This window comes from Nonomuraea maheshkhaliensis (assembly GCF_039529435.1).
Taxonomy (GTDB): Bacteria; Actinomycetota; Actinomycetes; order Streptosporangiales; family Streptosporangiaceae; genus Nonomuraea; species Nonomuraea maheshkhaliensis.
In genome coordinates this window covers 1,785-19,138 of sequence record NZ_BAAAMU010000077.1, presented here as the reverse complement: position 1 = coordinate 19,138, position 17,354 = coordinate 1,785, and the positions used below count along the sequence as shown (strand labels likewise).

11 protein-coding genes and 1 pseudogene are annotated in these 17,354 nt (G+C 72.7%); 9 read left to right on the top strand and 3 right to left on the bottom strand.

All coding sequences use genetic code 11. The features are described 5' to 3' along the window. Positions 1 to 5: 5 nt before the first annotated feature. The 3 genes from ABFX54_RS37505 (at position 6) to ABFX54_RS37495 (ending at position 8,690) form a co-directional block, all read left to right on the top strand. The gene (locus ABFX54_RS37505) at positions 6 to 149 is read left to right on the top strand and encodes a hypothetical protein (protein WP_181307945.1); all 144 of its coding nucleotides are present in this window, start codon (positions 6 to 8) and stop codon (positions 147 to 149) included. A 122-nt stretch (positions 150 to 271) separates the two neighbouring features. Next, complete coding sequence (locus ABFX54_RS37500; RefSeq protein WP_346111496.1) at positions 272 to 8,008, top strand: RHS repeat-associated core domain-containing protein; 7,737 nt, start codon at positions 272 to 274, stop codon at positions 8,006 to 8,008. 4 nt (positions 8,009 to 8,012) lie between these two features. After that, a complete protein-coding gene (locus ABFX54_RS37495; RefSeq protein WP_346111494.1) occupies positions 8,013 to 8,690 on the top strand; it encodes a tetratricopeptide repeat protein in 678 nt (225 codons plus the stop codon). Between the two features lie 39 nt (positions 8,691 to 8,729). Here ABFX54_RS37495 and efeB read toward each other — a convergent pair whose 3' ends face one another. Next, a complete protein-coding gene (efeB, locus tag ABFX54_RS37490) occupies positions 8,730 to 9,923 on the bottom strand; it encodes an iron uptake transporter deferrochelatase/peroxidase subunit (RefSeq protein ID WP_346111493.1) in 1,194 nt (397 codons plus the stop codon). Positions 9,924 to 10,084: 161 nt separating this feature from the next. Here efeB and ABFX54_RS37485 point away from each other — a divergent pair, with 161 nt between their 5' ends. Genes ABFX54_RS37485 through ABFX54_RS37470 form a run of 4 tightly spaced genes read left to right on the top strand, consistent with a single transcriptional unit; the run spans position 10,085 to position 14,809 of the window. Next, positions 10,085 to 10,831, top strand: a complete 747-nt coding sequence (locus ABFX54_RS37485; protein ID WP_346111492.1) for a hypothetical protein — start codon at positions 10,085 to 10,087, stop codon at positions 10,829 to 10,831. Between the two features lie 50 nt (positions 10,832 to 10,881). Next, the gene (locus ABFX54_RS37480; protein WP_346111491.1) at positions 10,882 to 11,718 is read left to right on the top strand and encodes an ABC transporter ATP-binding protein; all 837 of its coding nucleotides are present in this window, start codon (positions 10,882 to 10,884) and stop codon (positions 11,716 to 11,718) included. An 11-nt stretch (positions 11,719 to 11,729) separates the two neighbouring features. Further along, positions 11,730 to 12,722 carry an ABC transporter substrate-binding protein gene (locus tag ABFX54_RS37475; protein ID WP_346111490.1) on the top strand — a complete coding sequence of 331 codons (993 nt, stop codon included), beginning with the start codon at positions 11,730 to 11,732 and terminating at the stop codon, positions 12,720 to 12,722. Continuing rightward, a complete protein-coding gene (locus ABFX54_RS37470) occupies positions 12,719 to 14,809 on the top strand; it encodes an iron ABC transporter permease (RefSeq protein ID WP_346111488.1) in 2,091 nt (696 codons plus the stop codon). Before ABFX54_RS37475 ends, ABFX54_RS37470 begins: the two co-directional genes overlap by 4 nt. Before the next feature lie 3 nt (positions 14,810 to 14,812). On the opposite strand, the gene ABFX54_RS37465 is transcribed toward ABFX54_RS37470, so the two are convergent. Next, a complete protein-coding gene (locus ABFX54_RS37465) occupies positions 14,813 to 15,640 on the bottom strand; it encodes an alpha/beta fold hydrolase (protein ID WP_346111486.1) in 828 nt (275 codons plus the stop codon). A gap of 395 nt (positions 15,641 to 16,035) precedes the next feature. Between ABFX54_RS37465 and ABFX54_RS37460 the strand changes: the two genes are divergently transcribed. After that, positions 16,036 to 16,335 carry a hypothetical protein gene (locus tag ABFX54_RS37460; RefSeq protein WP_346111484.1) on the top strand — a complete coding sequence of 100 codons (300 nt, stop codon included), beginning with the start codon at positions 16,036 to 16,038 and terminating at the stop codon, positions 16,333 to 16,335. After that, positions 16,332 to 16,946 carry a hypothetical protein gene (locus tag ABFX54_RS37455; protein WP_346111483.1) on the top strand — a complete coding sequence of 205 codons (615 nt, stop codon included), beginning with the start codon at positions 16,332 to 16,334 and terminating at the stop codon, positions 16,944 to 16,946. The genes ABFX54_RS37460 and ABFX54_RS37455 overlap by 4 nt, the downstream gene beginning before the upstream one ends. A gap of 54 nt (positions 16,947 to 17,000) precedes the next feature. Here ABFX54_RS37455 and ABFX54_RS37450 read toward each other — a convergent pair. Further along, positions 17,001 to 17,354: pseudogene (locus ABFX54_RS37450) on the bottom strand (hypothetical protein); the annotation flags it as partial.

Sequence of the window (17,354 nt, the reverse complement as noted above, 5' to 3'; positions counted from 1 at the left end):
GCGGTATGAACGTCCCGCTCGTGCTGGCCGTCGTCGCGCTCTTCGCCGGCGTCGTCGTGGCCCTCAGTCAGAAGGCGTGGCCCGTGGCCCTGCTGTGCGCCGCGCTGATCCTGGCGGCCCTGTCCGACGCCGGGGTGATCGCCGGTTGAACGCCATCGGCCCGAGATCATTGACGGCCTCTGTAAACGATATCTATGGTTTGCCCGGGTTGATCATTCTTTGAATCCGGAGCGTTCGCATGCGGGTGGTTGCTGGCTTAGTCGTTGCTGCCTTGGTCGCCGGTCTGGCGCCTGCCGCGCCGTCTCGGGAGGGCGCCACCGCGAACGCGGTCCCGGTCGCCGCCCAGACCCGGACCCAGGCCAAGGAACCCGCCGTCCCCCGGCAAACCGCCCGGCAAACCGCCCGGCAAAGCAGCGCCGCGCAGAGCACCGCCGCGCAGAGCACCGCCGCGCAGAGCACCGCCGCGCAGAGCAGCGACGTACGGTACGCGCACGACGCCAACGGCCGCGTGACCGGCGTCTTCGCCCAGCCGGGCGACGGTTCGAAGATCAGCCACGACGCCGCGGGCAACATCACGGAGATCCGCGACCTGCCCGCCGGCACGCTGGCGGTGGCCCAGGTCTCCCCGCCCAGCGCCAGGACGGGCACGGCCGTGACGATCTACGGCACCGCGTTCGGCACGGACAAGTCGGCCGTGACCGTCTCCTTCGGCGGCGCCACCGCCGCCCCCACGGAAGTCACCGACCACACCGTCACCGTGACGGTCCCCGACGGCGCCGCCTCGGGCGACGTGACCGTGACGGCCGGCGGCAGGTCGGCCACCTGGAAGGGCTTCAAGCTCACCGGATCCCGGCCCAAGCCCTCGATCTCCCTGACCGGCGTCAAGGTCGCCGACGCGGGGACCGAGCTCACCGTGCCCGGCGGCGGCTTCGACACCGACAGGACGCGCAACGTCACCTCGCTCAACGGCTCGAAGGTCCAGGTGACCCGGGCGGAGGCGGGTGAGCTGCGGGTCAAGCTACCGCCGGGCCCCGCCTTCGGGCATGTGAAGGTGGTCAATCCGGGCGGCAGCGCGGTCTCCGCCGGTGACGTGGTCGTGCCGCCGGCGCCGTACCTGGCCGCCAACATCGGCACCGGCGGCGCCGTACGCCTGGCCCAGAACACCCTCACCTCGGTCCAGATCGGCGCGGCGCAGCAGATCGCGCTGGCGTTGTTCGACGTCGAGGCCGGCCAGCGCGCCCTGATCTACACCTCGGGGAAGACCTTCTCCGGCTGCCTGCCCCTCACGGTGTACGCCCCCGACGGGAGCAGCCTGCAGACCCAGAGCGTCTGCTCGGCCACCTGGGAATGGGAGCTGCCGCCTGGCGCGAAGCCCGGGACCTACGCCGTGCTGCTCGACCCGCAGGACGACCAGACCGGCAAGGTCGACGTCCTCGTCTCCTCCGTCGTCGACGCCACGACGGAGCTCGACCTGGACGGGGAGCCGAAGTCCCTCACCACGACCCTCCCCGGCCAGCAGGCCGCGTTCACCTTCACCGGGGCGGCCGGGCAGCGGGTCTTCACCAAGCTCGGCATGCCGGCGGGCACGAAGGCGTGCGACGTGACGGCCAGCGTGCGCGCTCCCGACGGCACCGACCTGGTCAAGGACACGTGCGTGTACGCGGCCGAGTCCTTCCTCGACACCGTCGCGCTGCCGGCCGCCGGCACGTACCGTGTGGTCGTCGATCCCAAGGGCGTGATCGCCGGCACGTACCAGGCGGCGGTGGTCGGTGTGCCCGCCGACGCGGCCGTGACGACGTCGCCGGACGCCGCGCCGGCCGAGGTGGCGATCGTCAAACCCGGCCAGAACGGGACGGTGACCTTCACCGGCGCGGCGGGCCAGCGGGTCTTCACCCGGCTCACCGTCCCGGCGGACGCGCCCGTCTGCGCGCTGGACGTGCGCCTGGCCGCGCCGGACGGCGCCGAGCTGAGCAGGAGCACCTGTCTCTACGAGGAGACCGAGTACGTCGACACGATCACCCTGCCCGCCGGCGGCGCCTACACCTACAAGATCAACCCCAAGGACGCCTGGACGGGCACACCGACGCTCCAGGTGCTCACCGTGCCCGCCGACGTGACCGTGCCCACCACCCCGGACGCGGCCCCGGCCTCAGTCGCGATCACCAAGCCGGGCCAGGGCGCGGCGGTGACCTTCACCGGCACGGCGGGGCAGCGGATCTTCGCCAAGGTGGCCGTCCCGGCGGGCGCGCCCTCCTGCGCGCTGGCCGTACGGCTGCTCGGGCCCGACGACGCCGAGCTGGCCAGGGACACCTGCGTCCACCAGGCGAACGAGTACATCGACACGATCACGCTGCCCGCCGACGGCGCCTACCGGTTCACCGTCGACCCGAAGGACGCCTGGACGGGCACACCGACGCTGCAGGTGCTCAACGTGCCCGCCGACGTCGTCGTGCCCACCACACCGGACGCGGCCCCGGCCGCGGTCGCGATCACCAAGCCCGGCCAGGGCGCGGCGGTGACCTTCACCGGCACGACGGGGCAGCGGATCTTCGCCAAGCTGACCGTCCCGCCGGGCGCCGCCGCGTGCGCCCTGGACGTGCGCCTGCTCAAGCCCGACGGCACCGAGCTGGCCAAGGACACCTGCGTCTACCAGCCGAACGAGTACATCGACACGATCACGCTGCCCGCCGACGGCGCCTACCGGTTCACCATCGACCCGAAGGACGCCTGGACGGGCACGCTGACGTTCGACCTGACCGGTGTGCCCGCCGACGTGACCGTGCCCAGCTCGCCGGGCGCCACGCCCGTCGCCGTGCCGATCGCGAAGCCGGGCCAGGCGGGGGCGGTGACGTTCACCGGCGCGGCCGGGCAGCGGGTCTTCGTCGGCCTGGCCGTCCCGTCCGGCGCCCCTGCGTGCGCCCTGGACGTGCGCCTGCTCAAGCCCGACGGCGCCGAACTGGCCAAGGACACCTGCGTCTACCAGCCGAACGAGTACATCGACACGTTGGAGCTGCCCGCCGCGGGGGCCTACCGGCTGGTCTTCGACCCGAAGGACGCCTGGACCGGCACGATCACGGTGACCCTGGTGGACGTGCCCGCCGACGCGCAGAAGGCGGCGACCGTCGGCGGGGCGGACGTCACGGTCACCACCACCAAGGCGGGGCAGAACGCGGCGGTCACCTTCACCGGCACGGCCGGGCAGAGCGTCAAGGTCACCCTGGTGGACGAGACGTACGCGAGCTGTCTCACCACGGAGCTGTGGCCGCCCACCGGCGCGCGCCTGTGGAACTCGTGCATGTCCAAGAACGGCAACCGCACCGCCACTCTGACGGTCGCCGGCACCTACACCATGAAGCTCAGCCCGAAGGACGCCGAGACCGGCTCCGTCACCGTCCGCGTCGCGACCGCGACCGCCGCCAAAGCCGCCACAACGGGCACGAAGACCACGACGACGGCGCTGCCCAAGGGGGTCGAGCGCGGCGCGCCCCTCGCCGTGTTCACCGTGAAGAAGGCCGAGGAGGCGAGCCTCACCGGTGTGGTGAGGACCACCGCGGGCCTGCCGCTGCCCGGGGTCACCCTGCGCGCCGACGGCCGCGCGGCCCGTACGGACGCCAAGGGCGCCTTCCGCCTCACGGACCTGCGAGCAGGCGTGCGCCGCCTGCGCATCGACGGCCGGAGCGCCTCGACGGGCAAGCTCACCTACGGCGTGTTCGACGTGCAGGTGCCGCTCAAGGCGGGCGCGAACGAGCTGTTCTACACGCCGTACCTGCCCGCCCTGGACACCGACTACGAGGTCGAGATCCCCTCGCCGACCACCGAGGAGGTCGTCCTCACCAACCCGGCCGTGCCCGGCCTGGAGATCCGCATCCCGGCGGGCGTGACGATCGAGGACGCCGACGGCAAGCCGGCGCGGCGCGTCGGCGTCACGCCGATCCCCGTGGACCGCACGCCGATCCCCATGCCGGACGGCGTGCGCGTGCCCGTCTACTACACCGTCCAGCCCGCGGGCGGCCGGCTGGTGGGCGGGACCGCCCGGATCACCTACCCGAACTACCTGAAGCTCTCCGCGGGGCAACGGGTCAACTTCTGGCACTACGACAAGAGCGGCGGGGGCTGGGAGATCTTCGGCGCGGGCAAGGTGGACCCGGCCGCCCGCCAGGTCGTCCCCGACGCGGACACGGCGGTCTCCGACTTCGACGGCGCGATGATCAACGTGCCGGGCAACCAGGAGCCGGCGTGGAGCTGGCTGCTGAAGTTCCTGAACGCCGCGGGCGACCCCGTCGACCTCGGCAGCGGGCTGTTCGCTCTGAGCCAGACCGACCTCATGGTGGACGACGTCCTGCCGCTGACCGTCAACCGCGGCTACAACCCGGGCGACACCCGCAAACGCTCCATGGGCATCGGAAGCAACGACCTGTACAACATGTACCTGTCGTCGCGGCGGCAGTACCAGGAGGCCGACCTCAACTTCCCCGACGGGTCCCAGGTGCACTACGCGCGGGTCTCGCCCGGCACCGGCTTCTGCGACGCCGTCTTCGAGGCGCGCGACACCTCGCCGGAGTTCACCGGGTCCCGCTTCCACTACGTGGGCGTGTGCAACCGGGGCGGCTGGCACCTCAGGCTGCGCAACGGCATGACGTACGTGTTCGGCGACGAGGCGCCGCTGCAGGAGATCCGCGACGCGCAGGGCAACACGGTCAAGATCCTGCGCAAGTACCAGAACTCCTTCGGCAGCTACCTCGGCCCGATCACGGAGGTCCGCTCTCCGAACGGCTTCTGGCTCAGCTACACCCATGACGCCTCCGACCGGGTCACGAAGGTGGAGGACAACGCGGGCCGTTCGGTGACGTACGGCTACGACGGCGACCGGCTCAGGACCGTGACCGGGCCGACCGGCCAGGCCACCACTTACGGCTACGACGCCGCGGGCCGGATGACCACCATCACCGATGCCCGCGGCCGCACCTACCTGACCAACGTCTACGACGCCGACGGCCGGGTCGCCACCCAGACGATCCTGGGCCAGGGCACCTACACCTTCGGCTACACCCTCGACGGCAAGCGTGTCACCGCCGCCCAGGTCACCGAGCCGGACGGCGCCGTACGCAGGACCACCTACGACGCCCTCGGTTACCTGGCCACCGACACGCAGGCGGCGGGCACCGGCCGCGAGCACACCATCAGGATCACCAGGGACGCGGCCAGCGGCCTGCCCGCGACGATCGACGACGGCCTCGGCCGCACCACGACGATCTCCTACGACGGCGCGGGCAACCCGGTGGAGCTGAAGGGCTCCGCGGGGTCGGCGACCGTGACCGGCCGCGCGACGTACCAGGGCACGCCGTACGGCAGGCCGGACACGCTGACCGATCCCACGGGAGCCGTCACCCGGTTCGCGTACGACGAACGCGGCAACCCGGAGCGGATCACCGACGCGACCTGGAGGACCACCTACGACTCCCAGGGGCACCCGCGCACCCAGACCTCCCCGCAGGGACGTGTCACCACATATGACTACATAGACGGCGCGCTGAGCGCGGTGACCGATCCTGAGGGGCGTAAGACCCGCTTCATCCGGGACGCGGCCAACCGCGTGGTCGAGACGATCGCCCCCGACGGGACCTCGACCACCCGGGCCTACGACGACGCCGACCAGCTCCGGTCGGTCACCGACGCGGCCGGCGACGAGACGACCTTCGGCTACGACGAGAACGGCAACATCACCTCGGTCGAGGACGCCCGCGGGAAGATCACCTCCTACCGGTACGACGACGCCGACCGGCTGCTCGAACGCACCGACCCGCTCGGCGCCAAGGACACCTTCACCTACGACGGCATGAACCGCCTGTCCACCGTCACCGACCGGCGGGGCAAGGTCACCGAGTACCGCTACGACGAGCTCGGCCGGGCGACCTTCATCGGCTTCGGCAGGAACGGCCAGAGCTTCGAGTCGACGCAGAGCGCCTCGTACGACGACCGGGGCCGCGTCCGCGAGCTGGTCGACAGCACCCCGGGCGCCGGCAAGATCACCTACGGCTACGACGACCTCGACCACCTCACCTCCGAGACCAGCGCGGCCGGGACCGTCGGCTACACCTACGACGCGGCCGGGCGACTGAAGTCGATGAGCGCCTCGGGGCAGCCGGCGGTCGGCTACGACTACTTCCCCGACGGCCTGCTCAAGTCGGTCACCCAGGGCTCGACCAGCGTCTTGTACGGCTACGACGGCGACGCGCGGCTGAGCTCCAAGTCGCTGCCCGGCGGGATCACCGCCGCCTACGGCTACGACGACTCGGGCCTGCTGACCTCGATCGGCTACAAGCGGGGCACGACCGGCGCCGGCGAGGTGGCCTACGACTACGACGCGCTCGGGCGCCGTACCCGGATGCACGGCTCCCTCGTCCGCGCCCAGCTCCCCGCACCGGCGACCGGCCTCGTCCACGACGACGCCAACCGGCTGACCGGCAACGCCGGCCGGACCCTCGCCTACGACGCGGCCGGGAACCTGACCTCCGACGGCGTCTTCACCTACACCTGGAACGCCCGCGGCGAGCTCGTCTCGGTGTCGGACGGCAGCGTCACCACGACCCTCGGCTACGACCCGGCGGGCCGCCGAGTCGGCAGCACCACGGGCGCGCTGAGCACCCGCTTCCGCTTCGACGGCGACGCCCTGATCGGGCAGAGCGGGCCGGGCGGCGCGGAGACCTCCTTCCTCAACGGTTTCGGCCAGGACGAGGCCCTGGCCAGGATCGGCGGCGACGGCCAGGTGCAGGGCCTGCTGCCGGACGCGCTCGGCTCCACGCTGGCGCTGACCGACGGCTCCGGGCAGATCACCACCACCTACGGGTACGACCTGTTCGGCGCCACCACGTCCTCGGCCGCCGACGACCCCAACACCGTGCGCTGGACCGGCCGCGTCTCCGGCGCGCCGATCCCCGCCGGGCTGCAGGACAACAGGACCCGCCTCTACTCCCCGTCGCTGCGCCGCTTCATCTCCGAGGACACGATCGGCTTCGGCGGCGGCTACAACCTGTACGAGTACGGGCTGGGGAACCCGGTCGACTACTCCGACCCGGACGGCACGATCCCACCGCAACTGGTCGCGGCGGTGGGCGCGTGCGTCGGCAACGGCCTGATCAACACCGTCGCCGGATCGCTGCTCGGCCGCAAGCACTCCTTCGGCGACTACGCCAGGGGCTTCGGCAAGGGCTGCCTGGAAGGGGCGCTGGGCTCGATCACGTTCGGCGGCACCAAGTTCGCCCGCCTCGGCAAGTTCGGCGACGAGGCGGTGGAGAGCGTCGGCAAGACCTGCCGGCTGACCAGCAGCTTCGTACCGGGCACCCAGGTACGGATGGCCGACGGGAGCACGAAGCCGATCGAGGAGGTCGCGGCCGGCGACCGGGTGCTCGCCACCGACCCGGAGACCGGGCGGACGACCTCACAGACGGTCGTGGCCACCATGACCAGCCAGGGCGCCAAGGACCTGGTCAAGGTGGGCGTCGCGGGCGGGGTGCTGGTCGCCACCGGCAACCACCCGTTCTGGGTGCCCGCGCTGAAGACCTGGCTGGCCGCCGCCGAGCTGCGGCCGGGCATGTGGCTGCGGACGTCGGCGGGGACCCACGTCCAGGTGACGGCCGTGGAGAGCGAGCGGCGCGAGAGCCAGCGCGTGCACAACCTCAGCGTGGGCGGGCCGCACACGTACCACGTGGTGCAGGGCGGGACCGACGTCCTCGTCCACAACAGCCCGCGGCCCAAGTACCCGTGCGGCTGGCTGTCGCCGTCGGAGTGGGCCAACTCCGTCAAGCGTGAGATTCGCGACAGGTACCGCGGCGACACCAGCTACGAGAGCGGGCGGCACGGCGAAGGGTTCAAGGCCGCCGCGCGGGAGCTCGAACGCTTCATCAGGGAGCACCCGGGTATGCTGCCGGAGATCGAGAGGGAACTGCGCGCCACCGCCAAGCGCTGGATGGCCAACGGCAGGTCCACCGGCCACTCCGGAGGATGGTGAGCACTTGCCCCCGGACACCCCGGACATCCCTGATGACGGCCCGCACGCGGACGCGGAGCCGCCTGCGGACACGGAGCCTCGCGCGGACGACACGGCCGCCTCGATCGCCGAGCTGATCGAGGCGGCGGAGGACGGGCCCGGGGTGCCCGAGCCGCTCGGGCGGCTGCTGCGTGAGAGCGAACGGCTGCTCAAGCGCTCCCCCGGCACGGCCGACGCCCACTACGTCCGCGGCTACGCCCTCTACCTGCTGGGCGCCCACCCGGAGGCCAGGGCCGCCTTCGAGCGGGCGGACCGGCTGCGGCCCGGTCACCAGTGGGCGCTGTTCCACCTCGTCGTGCTCGCCTACCGCGACGGCGACCACGGTGCGGTGCTCGGCGCCTTCTCCCGGCTGGAGCGCGCCTACTTCGAGGACGACGACAAGCTGTGGCGCTATCTGGTGGCCTGGGAGTACGCGCTGTGCTCGGCCGCGGAGCTGGGGCTGGACGAGCACGTCGCCGCCCGCCTGCCCGAGCTGGTCACCGAGTACACCGACCGCCAGGACGACCCCGAGGAGATCCTGGAACGCCCGGCCAGGCTGCTCAGGCTCTACCGCGAACACCCCGAGGGGCCGCTGCGCGACCTGCTGCGCGAGCAACTCGCCCGGCTGGTGCCCGGCGGCTGGATCCGCCCGGACGAGCTCTGAGGCCGGCCCCGCGACGATCAGCCCGGGATCAGCCCGGGATCAGCCCAGCAGCGTGTCACCCCAGTACCCGCCGGGGGACACACCGGGCGGGCACGCCCATAGTCCCGACCCGACGTGCCGGATGTAGGCCGAGAGCCGGTCACCTGTGGCCAGCCTGCGCTGCATGGGCACGAACTGGCGGCGCGGGTCGCGCTGGTAGGCCAGGAAGAACAGGCCCGCGTCGATGCGGCCCTGACTGTCGCTGCCGTCCACGAAGGAGTAGCCGCGCCGCATCAGCCGTACGCCGCCGTTGGCGGTCGGGTGGGCCATGCGCACGTGGGAGTCGGCGGGCAGCGCGGCCGGGTCGAACCTGTCGCGCTCGCCCTTGCCGCCGAGCGGGGCACCCTCGGTCTTCGTCCGGCCGATCGTGGCCTCCTGGTCCTGCCGGGTGACCTGGTCCCACGCCTCCAGGTGCATCCGGATCCGCCGCGCGACCAGGTAGCTGCCGCCCGTCATCCACGCGGGCCCGTCGGCGGCGGCCACCCAGACGTGCTCGTCGAGCGCGGCGCGGTCGTCGTACGGGATGTTGCCCGTGCCGTCCTTGAAGCCCATGAGGTTGCGCGGCGTGAGCTCGGCGGGTGTGGTGGAGGAGGTCTTGCCGTAGCCGAGCTGCGACCAGCGCACGCTCACCCGGCCCAGCCCGATGCGGGCCAGCGTGCGGACGGCGTGCACCGCGACCTGCGGGTCGTCGGCGCACGCCTGGACGGCGAGGTCGCCGCCGCCGCGCGCAGGATCCAGCTTCTCGCCGGGGAACGCGGGTAAGTCGGCCAGCGCCGGAGGCCGGGCGGCGGCCAGGCCGAAGCGGTCCTCGCCCGCCCGCGCGAACAGCGTGGGCCCGAACCCGACGGTCAGCGTCAGGCGGGAGGCGGGCAGGTCGAGGGCCTCGCCGGAGTCGTCGGCGGCGCTGACCCGGCCCGCCGTCATCGCCTCGGCGGCCCGCGTCCAGGAGACCAGGAGCGCGACCAGCTCCTCACGCGTGCTCACGGCCACGTCGAACGCGGCGAAGTGCAGCCGGTCCTGCACGGGTGTCGCGATGCCCGCCTGGTGCGGCCCGTGGAAGGCGACGGCCTGGGGCGGCGCCGCGCTCGCGGCCGGTTCGGGCTCGGGCTCGCCCAGCAGGAAGGCGCCCGCCGTCGCCACCGCCCCGGCCGCCACACCCGCGCCGGAGGCGGTCAGCAGCCCCCGTCTGCTCACGCTCCCCACCGCGGCTCCCTTCGAAAGCTCTTGACCCTATCCTGCCGCCGGGCCGGACCTCGCCGGGCCGGATTTCGTGATCGACGTCGGATCGGGCCCGACGTACGATGACGTGATCGTCGCGGCTGCGAGGAGGATCGATGAGTCCCGTAAGACCAGTCATGCGCACCACTTTCGCCCTGCTCACGGCCCTGGCCGTCACCCTCTCCCCCGGTACCGCCGCCGCTCACGGGCAGCCGGGCGCCCCCGGGCTGACGATCAAGGAGAGCCGGTTCCAGGTCAAGGCGGTCGGCCCCGGCTTCGTGCTGAGGCTCACCCCGCGCGGCCTCGACGTACGGGTGGACGAGGACAGGTTCGGCGACCCCGCCACCGGCAACCCGATCGTGCGGCAGACGATCGACCTCACCGGGCTCACGCTGCGCCCGTTCGAATGCCGCAACGGCACGTACACGATCAGGACCGGCACCTTCAAGCGCACCTGGCGGGTCTCGCAGACCGCCGTGCGGCCGCTGCCCTACCCGCCCGGGTTCGCCGCCGGCGCGCCGGGCATCTTCACCCCGTTCCTGGGCGAGCTGGACGGCACGGCGACCGACGCCGACGGCGCCACGGTGCGGTTCCTGATCTCCGACCTGGTGCAGGAGGTGCTGACCCCCGGCTCGTTCGCCGCCACCGCGCCGATCCACGGGTTCTTCGTGGACGAGCGGGGCCGGGTGCGCGACCGCATCTCGCTCGTCGGCCGCTTCAACTCGGGCGCGGACGGCCGGAACGCGGTCTACGGGATCGAGGACCGGGGCACCTGCCGCCAGCTCGCCGACCTGCCCTACGGGCCGGGCAGCGAGGGCGCCGTGGTGACGGGACCGCTCTTCGTGCTGCCGTTCAGCGCGCCGGTCACCGTGCCGAGGCACTGATCGCGACCCCGGCATGGCGGATTTGGCAAGGGTAGCCTAACCTTATCCCCATGACCGAGGAGATCTCTCTCCGCGGCGCGGAGCTATCCCTCAGTTACCACGGCACCACCGTGGTCGAGGACGGCCGTATCACCTTGCGGCCCGGCCACGTGACCGCCCTGGTGGGCCCGAACGGCAGCGGCAAGTCCACGCTGCTGCGCGCGCTCGCCAGACTGCACCGCCCCGACGGCGGCACCGTGACGCTGGCCGACGGCACGAGCACGCTCGGCCTGCCGGCCCGCGACTTCGCCCGGCGGGTGACGCTGCTCGCGCAGAGCCGCCCCACGCCGGGCGGGGTCCAGGTGCGCGACGTCGTCGGGTACGGCCGCCACCCGTACCGGCGCCGCTGGAAGGCCGGTGACCCCGACGGCGCCGCCGCCGTCGCCAGGGCGATGGAGCTGACCGGCGTCACCGCCATGGCGGAGCGGCCCGTGGACGAGCTCTCGGGAGGCGAGCTGCAGCGCGTGTGGCTGGCCACGTGCCTGGCCCAGGACACCGGCGTCCTGCTGCTCGACGAGCCGACCACGTTCCTCGACCTGCGTTACCAGGTGGAGCTGCTCGAACTGATCCGCGACCTGGCCGACGAGCACGGCGTGGCGATCGGCGTCGTCCTGCACGACCTCAACCAGGCCGCCGAGATCGCCGACCATGTCGTCCTGCTGCACCAGGGGCGCGTCCGCGCGGACGGGCCGCCCGCCCTGGTCCTCACCGAGGACCTGCTCACCGACGCCTACGGCATCCGCATCGAGGTCAGCGCCGACCCGGTCACCGGAACCGTCATCACCCGGCCGATCGGCCGGCACAACACCGGCGGACGCCAGGATGCCGGCGTCTCCGCCACGACATGACAGGAAGCACCATGCGCAGAGCCTTGACGGCTGCCCTGACGACCGCCGCCGCCATGGTCGTTCTCGCCGCGTGCGGCACGACCGAGGCCCCCGTACCCGAGCAGGCCGCCGCGAGTGGTACGCCTTCCGCCACCGCCGCTCCCGTGACCGTCACCGACAGCCGCGGCAAGCAGGTCACGCTCGACCGCCCGGCCACCCGGGTGGTCAGCCTGGAATGGGGCGAGACCGAGATGCTGGCCGGTCTCGGCGTCATGCCGGTCGGGGCGGCCGACGTGAAGGGCTACGCCACCTGGGACACCGCGGTCAAGCTCGACGCCTCGGTCAAGGACGTCGGCGACCGGCAGGAGCCCAGCGTCGACTCCATCAGCGCCCTGCAGCCCGACCTGGTGCTCATGGAGTCCGACGACGCCGGGCTGATCGAGCAGTTGGAGAAGTTCGTGCCGGTGCTGGTGGCCAAGGGCAGCGACGCCTCCGACAACCTCAAGCGCATGCGCGACGACCTCAACATGATCGCCACCGCCGTCGGCAAGACCGACGTGGCCACCAAGCAGCTCGCGGACTTCGACGCGGCCCTGGCCGCCGGCAAGCAGCAGATCGAGGCCGCGGGCGCGGGCGGCAAGTCGTTCGTCATGGCCGACGGCTGGAAGCAGGGCAGCACGATCTCCGTGCGCCTGTTCGGCAAGGGCGCGCTCGTCTCCGACGTGGCCGAGCAGCTCGGGCTCAAGAACGGCTGGACCGGCAAGGTCGACAAGGACTGGGGCCTCGGCACCACCGACGTCGAGGGCCTGAGCGTGCTCAAGGACCCCGACCTGCGCTTCTTCTACAACGCCTCCGACGGCGAGGACGTGTTCACCGACGGACTGCAGGACAACGCCATCTGGAAGTCGCTGCCGTTCGTCGAGAAGAAGCAGGTCGTCAAGCTGCCTGACGGCATCTGGACCTTCGGCGGGCCCCTGTCCTGCCGGCAGTTCGCCGACGAGCTGGTGAAGGCGTTCTCGGCTTGAGCACGGACGTCCTGACCCCGGCGGCGCCGCCCGACACCCCGCTGCGGCGGATCGGCGCCGCCGGGGTCGTCCTTCTCACCCTGGCGGCCACCGTGCTGGTGGCCGCCGTGCACGTGACGCAGGGCACCTCGTCGGTCGGCGCGCTCGACCTGCTGGCGCTGCCGTTCGGCGGCAGCGACGAGGCCGCCCGCGTGCTGCTCGCCTCCCGGCTGCCCCGGCTGCTGGCCGGCGTCTGCGTCGGGCTCGCGCTGGGCGTGGCGGGCTCGCTGCTGCAGACGATCGCCCGCAACGCGATGGCCTCGCCGGACACGCTGGCCGTCAGCGCGGGCGCGTACCTGGCCGTGGCCTCCGCCGCCGCGTTCGGGCTGGTGCTGCCGGTGCCGGTGTCCGGCGGGCTGGCCCTGTTCGGCGGGCTGGCCGCGGCGGCCCTGGTGCTGGCGCTGTCGGCGGGCGGGCGCAGCGGGACCACCCGGCTGATCCTGGCCGGCTCCGCCACCTCGCTGGCGCTCTCCTCGCTGACGAACCTGGTCATGATCCTCTTCCAGCAGGAGACGGTCGGGCTGTTCGCCTGGGGCAGCGGCTCGCTCGTGCAGAGCGACCTGAACGCCGTCACCCAGCTCGGCCCGGTGATCCTGGCTGCGCTGGCCGCCGCGATGCTGGCCGGGCCCCGGCTGGACATCCTCGGGCTGGGCGACGACACCGCCACCGTGCTCGGAGTGAACGTCCGGCGGCTGCGGCTCTGGCTGACCCTGCTGGCGGTGCTGCTGTCGGCGGCGGCGGTGACGATCGCCGGGCCGATCGGCTTCGTCGGGCTGTGCGCGCCGGTGATCGTCCGGCTGCTGCCCAGGTCCATCCCCGCCCTGCACAGGAACCGCACCATGCTCCCCCTGTCGGGGCTGGTGGGCGTGCTCATCGTGCTCGCCTCCGACATCCTGCTGCGTGCCGTGCTCGGCGCGCAGGCCGGCGTCGAGGTGCCGCCCGGCGTGGTCACCACGGTCATCGGCGCGATCGTCATGGTGTGGCTGGCCCGCCGTTACCGCGACGCGGGCCCCACCAGGCGGCCCCCGGCCGTGCGCACCGGCGCGGGCCGCTCGCGGACGGCGTTCCTCATCGTGGTGGGCGTCTGCGCGGCGCTGCTGGCGGGCGCGCTGGTCCTCGGCCTGCTGGGCGGGGACCGCTGGCTGCTCACCGGCGACGTCGCCAACTGGCTGCAGGCGCGCAGCGGGCGGGCGCTGACCTTCGTGCTCGACCAGCGCTGGCCGCGGGTGATGGCCGCCGCGCTGGAGGGCGCCGCGCTGGCCGTGGCCGGCGCGGCCGTGCAGGCCGTGTGCCGCAACCCGCTGGCCGAGCCGGGCGTGCTGGGCGTCACCGCCGGTGCCGGGGTCGGCGCGATCGGGCTGATCACGCTGGTGCCGATGGCCGGGATCTGGATGATGTCCCTGACCGCGGGCCTGGGCGCGCTGCTCGCCTTCGCCCTCGTGTACGGGCTGGCCTGGCGCGGCGGGCTGAGCTCCGACCGGCTGGTGCTGATCGGCCTGGCCGTGCAGGCCGCCTGCACGGCGATCACCATCCTGATCATCGTGCAGTCCGACCCGTGGAACACGGCCAAGGCCCTGACGTGGCTGTCCGGCTCCACGTACGGGCGCATGCCGGCCCAGCTGATCCCCGTCACGCTGGCGCTGCTGATCGTGGTGCCGCTGCTGGTCTGGCTGCGCCGCGACCTCGACCTGCTCTCCCTGGACGAGGACACGCCGCGCGTCCTGGGCGTGCCCCTGGAGCCGGTACGCCTCGGCGCGCTGGCCGGGGCCGTGCTGCTCACCTCGACGGCGGTGTCGGCGGTCGGCGTCATCGGCTTCGTCGGCCTGGTGGCCCCCCATGCCGCCCGCGCCCTGGTCGGCGCCCACCACACCCGGCTGCTGCCGGTGGCCGCGCTGCTCGGCGCCCTGCTGGTCAGCCTGGCCGACACGCTCGGGCGTACCGTGATCGCGCCCGCGCAGGTGCCGGCGGGGCTGGTGACGGCGCTGATCGGCACGCCGTACTTCATCTACCTGCTGTGGCGGGCGCGGGCGGGTGGCGAGGCCGCCTGAGCTTCAGGCGCGCAGGAACTCCAGCAGGTCGGCGTTGAAGCGCTCCTTGGTGCCCGGCACGTTGGCCAGCCCGTGCGAGCCGCCCTCGTAGACCTTGTACGTGCACGTGGGAATGATCATGGACGACTTGGCGCCGGCCGCCGCGATGGGCACGATCTGGTCGTCGTCCCCGTGCACGACCAGGGTCGGGATGTCGAACTTCCTGAGGTCCTCGGTGAAGTCGGTGTAGCCGAACGCGTCCACGCACCGCACCGCCGCCTGGATGTTCTGGTGCATCGCCATGAACCAGAAGGCGTCCTTGTTGCCCTGGGTGACCCGGTTGCCGGGCCGGTTCGCCCCGAAGAAGGTCTCCGCGGTGTCGCGCCAGAACTGCGCGCGCTCGGCGATGATCCCCTCCTTGATGGCGTCGAACACCTCGTCGGGCGTGCCCTCGGGGTTGTCCGCCGACTTGACCATGACCGGCGGGATGGCCGCCAGCAGCACCGCCTTGGCGATCCGGCCGGTGCCGTGCCTGCCGATGTAGCGGGCCAGCTCGCCGCCGCCCATCGAGTGCGCGACCAGCGTGACGTCCCGGAGGTCGAGCTGCGTGATCAGGTCGTTGAGATCGTCGGCGAAGGTGTCGAAGTCGTAGCCGTCCCAGGGCTGGGAGGAGCGGCCGTGGCCGCGGCGGTCGTGGGCGAGGCCGCGGAAGTGGTTGTCGGCGACCATCTTCAGCTGGTCGTCCCACGCGTCGGCGTTCAGCGGCCAGCCGTGGCAGAAGAGCACCGGGGGGCCGGATCCCCAGTCCTTGTAGTAGATCTCGTTGCCGTCGCGCATGGTGACGTAAGGCATGGTCGTGCTCCCCCGTGCTCGGTGGTCGTGCCCTGTCCAGGAGCGCGATACCCACCCCCATGCGAACGCCTACCGCGCGTCTCCCCAAAATCGGGTATCCAGCCCTTTACCGGACGCTGGGCCTGGCCGTGGCCGGGCTATACGATCTTGTTGACGCCCTTGTTGACCCGTACGCCGACCCGAGGAGCCACGTGAGCTTATTTCCTGAAAAGAGCCAGTGGGAGCTGCTGACCGCCGCCGGGCTGAGCGGAGACTTCCAGGCCGCCTGAATCGAAGGCGACGACGTCGACACGATCGCCGCCGAGGCCGGCTGCGATCCCGGCGACACGTTCGACTGCGACCTGACCACCGCGCTGCGCTGGAGCGGGATCGGCTCGCGCGCCACCGTCGCCTGGATGGGCCCGCACGCGCCCGGCTGGACGTTCGCCCTCGTGCTCGGCGAGGCGGATCCCCGTCTCGGTCTGACGGAGCGGCGCGTCTTCGACCTGTGGTACGCGCGGGAGCTCGGCGAGTTCTCCGGCCCCTGCGCCCTGTACGAGGAGGACGGGCTGGACGATCTGCAGCTCAACGACGACCTGGGCGACGAGGACGACCTCGAACCCCACCTGATCGCCGTCGGCCGGATCACCGGCCGCTTCCTCGATGCCGGCTGGCTCGCCGAACGGCGGACGCTGCGCCGGGTGGTGGCCTCATGACGCACGAGGCGCGGTCGCCCCTTTGCCACGAGGCGCAGTGGCCCCTGCTCGCGGCGCGCGGGCTCGGCGACCTGTTCGCCGGGATCTGGATCGAGGGCGACCCCGCCGACGTCGCCCGCCTGCTCGGCGCCGACCCGGCCGCCGGGGTCGCCTGCGGGCTCGGCTCGGCGATGCGGTCGTACGAGCCGTACGCGTTCAAGGAGTTGCTCTGGATCGGCGAGCACTCCCCCGGCTGGACCCACGCCATCACCATCGCGGGACCGCCGCCCCGCACCGACCTCCCGGCCGCCGACGGGCGCCGGTTCGTGCGGGTGGTGTGGGATCGTCACGGTATCGGGGTGCACGATCTGTCCTACTCGGACGGGACCACGTCCGGGGAGCTGAGCCCTCGGGACATCGCCACGCCCTGGGCCTTTCGCGAGCACGCCGACGGGCTCGCGCCGAGCCGTCCCGGCCTGATCGACTTCCACACGACGGGGCCGGCCAAGCCGGTGGGCAGCCTGGGGTTGTGGCTGGAGAACTGGCTCGTGGTGGCGGGGCGGCTGTCGGGGCGGTTCATCGACGCTCAGTGTCTGGACGCGACCCGGCTGCTGTGCCGCGTCCCGCTGTGAGCGCGGTCGGCGACCTGCGGGGGTGCGGCTCACGGGCCGCTTCCGGGGGGCGGGTCAGCGGGGCGGCGGGCGTAGGGAGGGCGGGTTCAGCGTCTCGCCGGTGACGTGGGCGGCGTCGTCCGAGCACAGCCAGACGACGGCGGTGGCGACCTCGTCCGGCCTGCCCACGGCCACCGCGTTCACCCGGATTCCCGAGCCGGCGACCTCCCGTGCCGTCGCGCGGGTCAGCGCGATCCCGGCTGGGCCGGGTGCCAGGTTGACGATGGAGCCGCCGGGGCGCATCGACGCGATCTCGTACCGCATCGCCAGCGCCAGCCCGCGCGTCCGGCCGTCATTCACCCCGGCGTCAGCGCAGGCGGCGTCGTTGCAGGCGGCGTCGTTGCAGGCGGCGTCGTTGCAGGCGGCGTC

Excerpts from the sequence above, each read along its gene's own strand:
- ABFX54_RS37475 (WP_346111490.1), top strand. The coding sequence starts at position 11,730 with ATGCGCAGAGCCTTGACGGCTGCCCTGACGACCGCCGCCGCCATGGTC.
- ABFX54_RS37460 (WP_346111484.1), top strand. The coding sequence starts at position 16,036 with ATGGGCCCGCACGCGCCCGGCTGGACGTTCGCCCTCGTGCTCGGCGAG.
- ABFX54_RS37505 (WP_181307945.1), top strand. The coding sequence starts at position 6 with ATGAACGTCCCGCTCGTGCTGGCCGTCGTCGCGCTCTTCGCCGGCGTC.
- ABFX54_RS37485 (WP_346111492.1), top strand. The coding sequence starts at position 10,085 with ATGCGCACCACTTTCGCCCTGCTCACGGCCCTGGCCGTCACCCTCTCC.
- ABFX54_RS37455 (WP_346111483.1), top strand. The coding sequence starts at position 16,332 with ATGACGCACGAGGCGCGGTCGCCCCTTTGCCACGAGGCGCAGTGGCCC.
- ABFX54_RS37465 (WP_346111486.1), bottom strand. The coding sequence starts at position 15,640 with ATGCCTTACGTCACCATGCGCGACGGCAACGAGATCTACTACAAGGAC.
- ABFX54_RS37480 (WP_346111491.1), top strand. The coding sequence starts at position 10,882 with ATGACCGAGGAGATCTCTCTCCGCGGCGCGGAGCTATCCCTCAGTTAC.